The sequence below is a fragment of the Spongiibacter sp. genome (assembly GCF_984394615.1).
The window spans coordinates 1-6709 of the sequence record NZ_CFHTQA010000070.1 but is presented as its reverse complement, the minus strand read 5'-3'; the positions used below and the strand labels follow the sequence as shown (position 1 = coordinate 6709).

The window sequence follows — 6709 nt, the reverse complement described above, 5'->3', positions numbered from 1 at the left end:
CTTCGGCTTCGGCTTCGGCTTCGGCTTCGGCAGTGTCTTGCTCCGCCCCAGCAGACGCAAGCTGATCTTTATCAAATTCCAATTCGGCGTTCAGCGAATCCAGGTCGGCAATTTCCGCGAGACTGGGCAGCTCATCCAAATTGCTCAGATTGAAGTAGTCCAAAAATTGGCGCGTTGTCGCATACATGGCGGGGCGACCCGGCACATCTTTGTGCCCGACGACTCTCACCCATTCGCGTTCCAACAGGGTTTTGACAATATGTGAGCTGACGGCCACTCCACGGATTTCCTCAATATCGCCCCGCGTAATGGGCTGGCGATAAGCAATCAGAGCCAGCGTTTCCAGCAGCGCACGTGAGTAGCGTTGAGGCCGCTCTTCCCACAGCCGCCCAACCCATGGCGCCAATTCTTCGCGAACCTGGAAACGGTAGCCACTGGCAACAACTTTCAACTGATAGCCCCGCCCTTCGCAGTCGCGCTCGATTTGCGCCAGCGCGTCGCGGATATCGGCGTTCGCCGGTCGTTCGTCCTCGTCAAACAGCTCACTGAGCTGAGCAATGGTCAGCGGTTTACCCGCGGCCATCAGGGCACCTTCCAAGATTTTCTGTAATTGCTGTGCGTCGATCATCATGTGCTTTTGGCTTTCACGTGAATAGGAGCAAAGGGCTCAGACTGCACGATTTCAACGAGCGACTCTTTGATCAATTCCATAATGGCGAGAAAAGTGACGACCACACCGAGCCGCCCCTCTTCGGGTTTAAACAGGGCCACAAAGGGCACGAACTGATCGCCGCTCAGGCGTGCAAGCACTTCTGACATGCGTTCGCGGGTTGAGAGCTTTTCCCGCTCGACCTGGTGGCTGACATACAAATCAGCCCGGCGCAGTACTTCACTCAATACCAGCATCAGCTCTTTGAGGTCGACATCGGGCTCCTGGCGCACTTGGCGCAGCGGCGGTGGCTCCACATTCACCAGATGCGTCTCCCGCCCGACACGAGGCAGCTCATCGATATTCTCTGCGGCCTGCTTAAACCGCTCGTACTCCTGCAGGCGCTTGATCAGTTGCGCTCTGGGGTCTTCCTCGTCATCTAGTTCCTCGCTGGAGCGCGGCAGCAGCATACGCGATTTAATCTCCGCCAGCATGGCCGCCATCAACAGATACTCCGACGCCAACTCAAATTGCATGGCGTTCATCATATTGACGTACTGCATGTACTGCTCGGTAATTTGCGCGACGTTAATCTCGAGAATATCCAGATTTTGGCGCTTGATCAGATACAACAGCAGATCCAGCGGCCCCTCGAAGGCTTCGAGAAAGACTTCCAGCGCCTCAGGCGGGATATAGAGATCTTTCGGCAACTCAGTGAGGGGTTTGCCCTGCACAATCGCAAAGGGCATTTCGCCCTGCTGAGGTTGCTGGCGCAGGGCTTTCAGGCTGACGATATCCATCGCCTGCTGTGCGGGCGCAGGACGCGGCGGAACGTGCAGCGTTTCCGCCACATCTACCTCGTCACTCATAGTATCGCCCTGATCCTGCACGCCTTGTTTCCGTTTTAATCGCCCAAGGGCGCGATTATACGGGGAAGTCGCCAACGGTCACAGCGCTTCCTCAAATTGACTGACATCTCCCAGTCCGCGACGCACAATCACCGGCACATCATCTACCAGATCCACCACTGAAGTGGCTTCCATTCCGCAATAACCGCCGTCGATGACCAGGTCGAGCTGGCTGCCAAGCGTATCGCGAATATCGTAGGGGTCGGTCATTGGCAGCTCATCGCCGGGTAGAATCAGGCTGACACTCATCAGCGGCTCACCCAGTTCGGCAAGCAGGTCGAGGCAAATCTGATTATCAGGCACACGCAGGCCGACACTCTTCCGCTTAGGGTGATGCAGGCGTTTGGGCACTTCCGGGGTAGCCCGCAGAATGAACGTGTAGGGGCCGGGAATCTGATTTTTAAGCAGGCGAAAGGCCGAGTTATCGACACGGGCATAGTTGCCCAACTCCGACAAGTCTCGACACATCAGGGTGAAATTGTGCTTGTCGTCCAAGCGACGAATACTGCGAATACGCTCAAGTGCTGCCTTGTCCCCCAGATGACAACCCAGGGCATAGGCCGAATCCGTGGGGTAAGCGATGACGCCTCCCTTGCGCACAATATCAGCGGCCTGCTTGATCAGCCGGGCCTGGGGGTTTTCCGGGTGAATCTGGAAAAATTGACTCATGTAACTCCTTCCTATTGCGCCATCCAGCGCTGCCACACGGGGCGACAATTTCCTAATACAGCGCTATCACAGCCGAGATCGGACCACTGACTCAAGTGGTGGAAATCACTGCCCGCAGACGCCTCAAGATCAAAAAAACGACATAACTCTCGCAGGTAGACCAGCTCTGTTTCAGGCGGCCGCCCGTTGCAAACCTCCAGTCCATCGCCCTTCAGCTCAGAAAACTCAGCCAACAGTCGTCGCAATTTGGCATTGGTCATTTTGTAATGCAGTGGGTGCGCGATCACAGCCGCCCCACCCGCCTCGTGAATCCAGGGAATAATCTTGTCCAGTGAGGGCCACATGGCCTTCACATCGCCAATTTTCCCCGCGCCGAGATAGCGATCAAAGGCATCATTCATTGAACTGACGACACCGGCATCAACCATCTGCCGGGCAAAATCCGGACGACCAACAGGACGACTGTCTTTCACTTTATCGCGAATCACCGCCAGCGTGCCGGTAATCCCTTTTTTTGCCAAACGCCGATCGATTTCCTCAGCACGACTGTCGCGCGCCTCCTGTTGAGAGCGCATCGCCGACGCCAACCCCGGATGCTGCGCATCCATACCCAAGCCCAGCACATGAATATTGACACCCTGCCAATTGCAGGAAAATTCGGCGCCGGTAATCAACCTCAGCGCCGGCTCGCCCAAGCCTTCAAGCTGCGAGAATGCGTCGATGCTGTCGTGGTCAGTAATGGCCAACAGTTCCACCCCGCGCTCCTGAGCTCGCTGCACCAGCTCCAGCGGACTGAGGCTGCCATCAGAGGCGGTAGTATGGGTGTGCAAATCGACTATCAAGAAAAACTCCTGTCATGGACTATTGATGCGAGGGCTCGCCTAGTGATGCCGGAGGAAAATGGTTATAGTGATTGCCGCGCCGACGGCGCCCCGCTTTCCCAAGACCTAAATATTTGCAGCAGGATTTCTCATGCCTCAGCCGGCCAAGGGCAAACCACGGCATAGTGCCTTTACCAATCTGATTTTCAACATTCTGGTGCCGACGCTGATTTTAACCAAGTTCAGCGATGAGGGCTCACTCGGACCACAACTCAGCATTGTCATTGCCCTCGCCTTTCCGCTGAGCTTTGGCACCTGGGACTTTATCCAAACCCGTCGTGCCAATGTGTTCTCGATTCTCGGTTTTGTCAGCACACTGCTGACAGGCGGCATCAGCCTGTTAGAACTCGACCCTCAATATATTGCCATCAAGGAAGCCAGCATCCCGGGGCTCATCGGTTTGGCAACGCTAATCTCACTATACACGCCATACCCCCTTATCAAAACGCTGTTATTCAATGACGAGGTTGTTGACACGGAGCGCGTCAACCAGGCGCTGGACGAGCACGATGCTCACGCCAACTTCGAGGTTGCGCTGCGCCGGGCCACATACCTGCTGGCCTTTTCGTTTTTCCTGTCGGCAACATTGAACTATATCCTTGCCAAGGTACTCCTAGTTAGCCCTCCAGGCACGCCCGAGTACAGCGCCGAGCTGGGCAAAATGACCGGCCTCAGCTTCCCGGTTATCGCCCTCCCATGCACGGTGGTGATGATGGCCGCCCTGTTTTATCTCATGCGACGGGTGCGCCAGCTCACGGCACTGGAACTGGAACAGATTTTTCGCCTACATCAGGAATAAGTATGCTTTACGCCATCATCAGCGAAGATATCGACAACAGCCTCGAAAAACGCTTGGCCGCACGCCCGGCACACTTGGCTCGACTGGAATCCCTGAAAGACGAGGGCCGCTTGGTTCTGGCCGGCCCACATCCCCATATCGACAGCGAAAACCCCGGCGACGCTGGCTTCAGCGGAAGCCTGGTGGTAGCCGAATTCAGCAGCCTGCAGGACGCGCAGCAATGGGCCGATGCCGACCCCTATATAGAGGCTGGCGTCTATGCCCACGTCAAGGTAAAGCCCTTCAAGAAGGTTCTGCCCTGAAGCCGGCAAAATTGATCTAATTCAATGGCTGGATTACTCTTGTATGATTAATGCCTTACAGCAATTTATTAAAGTGGAAATTACTGTGAAAAAACCGATGCTCTTCGGCCTGCTGGCAATGCTTTTAGCTGGCGGCGCCTATGCAGAGACTCGCTACATCAGCGATAAAATCTATGTGCCGCTGCGTGTGGGCGAAGGCAGCAAATACCGGATCGTCCACCGCGGCCTGCCCAGCGGCACGCCGCTGGACCTGCTGGAGAACAACGAAGACAGTGGTTACGCCAAAGTCCGCACCCAAGGCGGTGTTGAAGGCTGGCTGCCGTCGCACTACCTGGTCAGCACACCGGTTGCGCGAGACCAACTGAAAGCCGCTGAAACACAGCTTGCCAAGCTCAGCGAGGCCAACAAATCACTGCGCGACAAGCTCAACAGCAGCACCGAGAGCACCGAGAAATCCTCTGCAATAATCGGGCAGCTTGAAGAAGAGAATGCCGCGCTTGCCAATGAGCTTGAAGAGCTCAAGCGCATCTCCGCCAACGCCATCAAACTGGATAGCGACAACCGGCGCCTGCTCGAGAGCAATCAAATGCTGAGCAGCGAAGTCGATGTCTTGAAAACCGACAACGCCCGCCTGCGCGAGAATAAAGAGAACGAATTCTTCCTCAACGGTGCCTTTGCGGTATTGATCGGTGTAATGATTGCCCTGATCGCTCCGCGCCTGATGCCGAAGCGTCGCTCGGAATGGGTGTAGTGAACTCCGTCAAACATCGCCCAGGCCGATTCGTCTGGGTACTGCTCGCACTCACCCTGCTTGCTCCTCACAGCCAGGCCAACGACTCACAAACTGTCAGTAACCCCCTTGCCACGCTGCACACCAGCAAGGGGGAGATCGTCATCGAACTGCTCGCTGACAAGGCACCGATTACCGTTGCCAACTTCCTTAATTACGCCAAATCCGGCTTTTACGACGGCACCATTTTCCACCGTGTGATGCGCCGATTTGTTGTTCAAGGTGGCGGCTTTACCGTCGATATGGTGGAAAAGCCCAATGGCGAACCAATCGTCAATGAATCCAAAGCCAGCGGCCTTCGCAATGACCGCTGGACCGTCGCGATGGCTCGCACCGACGATCCCAACAGTGCTCGTTCGCAGTTCTTCATCAACATGCGCATGAACCTCTCGCTGGATGCCCGCGCAGGACGCGACGGCTATGCGGTATTTGGCCGAGTCATCGAAGGCCAGCATGTTGCGAGAGATATCAGCAATGTCCGCACTCATCGCCTTGGCGACTACGACGACGTACCCGTTGAGAACGTATTACTGGAACGCGTGACCATCACTGAGGCAAAAGAGGCTGCCGCCGCACCATGACTGCCCTGAGCATCAACCTGAACAAAATTGCCCTGATCCGCAACTCTCGGGACACTGAATACCCCAGCGTTATCGAACATGCCCAGCGCTGCATTGATGCCGGTGCCGACGGTATAACCGTGCACCCTCGACCGGATCAGCGTCACATTCGCGCGGATGACTGTTATGCCCTCGCCGAGATGCTGTCTGTTGAATTCAATATCGAAGGCAACCCACTCGCGGCACCAATGAAGAGCGACCGCCAGGGCGTCAGTGATTACCCGGGCTTTTTAGAGATTGTCCGCCGTACTCGCCCGGTTCAGTGCACTCTGGTCCCCGACAACAATAGCCAACTGACTTCGGATCACGGCTTTGACCTGACACGTGACGGTGACATGCTCGCCCCCATTATCGGCGAACTGAAGTCACTCGGCTGTCGAGTCAGTCTGTTTATGGATCCGATTGAAGAACAGATCCGCCTGGCAAGCGATATCGGCGCCGACCGCATCGAGCTTTATACCGGCCCCTATGCCGCTGCCTATGGTCGCGCAGAACAACATGAGGTACTCACAAGATTTACCGAGGCAAGCGTAGTTGCTGCCGACTGCGGCCTGGGATTAAATGCCGGTCACGATCTGAACCTGCACAACCTCGCCACCTTTAAAACTGCCATGCATGAACTGCTGGAAGTCTCTATTGGGCACGCCTTTACCGTCGATGCGATCGAACTGGGACTGGATGCCGCCATCAACGCGTATCTCGCCTGCCTGCGCTGAGCGGGTAAACAGGCGCCAAGCGACCCAAAGAAAAGGCAGCAGACTGCACACGTGCCGAACAGGATAATAAGAAGGGGAAGGAAGAAATAATGGGGTGGCTGACGGGGCTCGAACCCGCGACAACAGGAATCACAATCCTGGACTCTACCAACTGAGCTACAGCCACCATAGAGTGAGATTTCCCGCAGTTAAATGGCACGCCCGACAGGATTCGAACCTGTGACCGACGGCTTAGAAGGCCGTTGCTCTATCCAGCTGAGCTACGGGCGCAACAAGCGCCAATGAGTTACGAGAAATGGTCGGGGTAGAGAGATTCGAACTCCCGACATCCTGCTCCCAAAGCAGGCGCGCTACCAGACTGCGCTATACCCCGAT

The 6709-nt window shown here is 55.9% G+C and carries 9 protein-coding genes and 3 tRNA genes; 5 read left to right on the top strand and 7 right to left on the bottom strand.

Going from position 1 to position 6709, the window contains the following annotated elements; translation table 11 throughout:
- From scpB to AC5DB9_RS16200, 4 genes are all read right to left on the bottom strand, one after another.
- On the bottom strand, positions 1–631 hold a 631-nt coding region (scpB, locus tag AC5DB9_RS16215), incomplete at its 3' end, for an SMC-Scp complex subunit ScpB (RefSeq protein ID WP_491732095.1).
- Positions 628–1518, bottom strand: coding sequence for a segregation and condensation protein A (locus AC5DB9_RS16210; RefSeq protein WP_374963295.1), 891 nt, complete (start codon positions 1516–1518; stop codon positions 628–630). The genes scpB and AC5DB9_RS16210, both read right to left, overlap by 4 nt.
- A 78-nt stretch (positions 1519–1596) precedes the next feature.
- A complete protein-coding gene (locus tag AC5DB9_RS16205; protein WP_272994141.1) occupies positions 1597–2226 on the bottom strand; it encodes an L-threonylcarbamoyladenylate synthase in 630 nt (209 codons plus the stop codon).
- A gap of 11 nt (positions 2227–2237) precedes the next feature.
- Entirely contained in the window at positions 2238–3068 is an 831-nt protein-coding gene (locus tag AC5DB9_RS16200; RefSeq protein WP_022957421.1) for a PHP domain-containing protein, read from the bottom strand.
- Positions 3069–3198: 130 nt separating this feature from the next.
- Here AC5DB9_RS16200 and AC5DB9_RS16195 point away from each other — a divergent pair, with 130 nt between their 5' ends.
- From AC5DB9_RS16195 to AC5DB9_RS16175, 5 genes are read left to right on the top strand one after another with little or no spacing between them, the layout of a single operon-like run.
- A complete protein-coding gene (locus tag AC5DB9_RS16195) occupies positions 3199–3906 on the top strand; it encodes a VC0807 family protein (protein ID WP_272994140.1) in 708 nt (235 codons plus the stop codon).
- Between the two features lie 2 nt (positions 3907–3908).
- Positions 3909–4208, top strand: a complete 300-nt coding sequence (locus AC5DB9_RS16190; protein ID WP_272994139.1) for a YciI family protein — start codon at positions 3909–3911, stop codon at positions 4206–4208.
- A 43-nt stretch (positions 4209–4251) separates the two neighbouring features.
- The gene (locus AC5DB9_RS16185) at positions 4252–4959 is read left to right on the top strand and encodes a TIGR04211 family SH3 domain-containing protein (protein WP_022957424.1); all 708 of its coding nucleotides are present in this window, start codon (positions 4252–4254) and stop codon (positions 4957–4959) included.
- A complete protein-coding gene (locus tag AC5DB9_RS16180) occupies positions 4959–5579 on the top strand; it encodes a peptidylprolyl isomerase (protein WP_272994138.1) in 621 nt (206 codons plus the stop codon). The genes AC5DB9_RS16185 and AC5DB9_RS16180 overlap by 1 nt, the downstream gene beginning before the upstream one ends.
- Positions 5576–6334: a pyridoxine 5'-phosphate synthase gene (locus AC5DB9_RS16175; RefSeq protein ID WP_272994137.1), complete on the top strand. Its 759-nt coding sequence runs from the start codon at positions 5576–5578 to the stop codon at positions 6332–6334. The genes AC5DB9_RS16180 and AC5DB9_RS16175 overlap by 4 nt, the downstream gene beginning before the upstream one ends.
- Positions 6335–6424: 90 nt before the next feature.
- Here AC5DB9_RS16175 and AC5DB9_RS16170 read toward each other — a convergent pair.
- From AC5DB9_RS16170 to AC5DB9_RS16160, 3 genes are all read right to left on the bottom strand, one after another.
- Positions 6425–6500, bottom strand: a tRNA-His gene (locus AC5DB9_RS16170).
- A gap of 27 nt (positions 6501–6527) precedes the next feature.
- Positions 6528–6604: transfer RNA gene (locus tag AC5DB9_RS16165), tRNA-Arg, on the bottom strand.
- A 26-nt stretch (positions 6605–6630) separates the two neighbouring features.
- Positions 6631–6707: transfer RNA gene (locus tag AC5DB9_RS16160), tRNA-Pro, on the bottom strand.
- Positions 6708–6709: the final 2 nt, after the last annotated feature.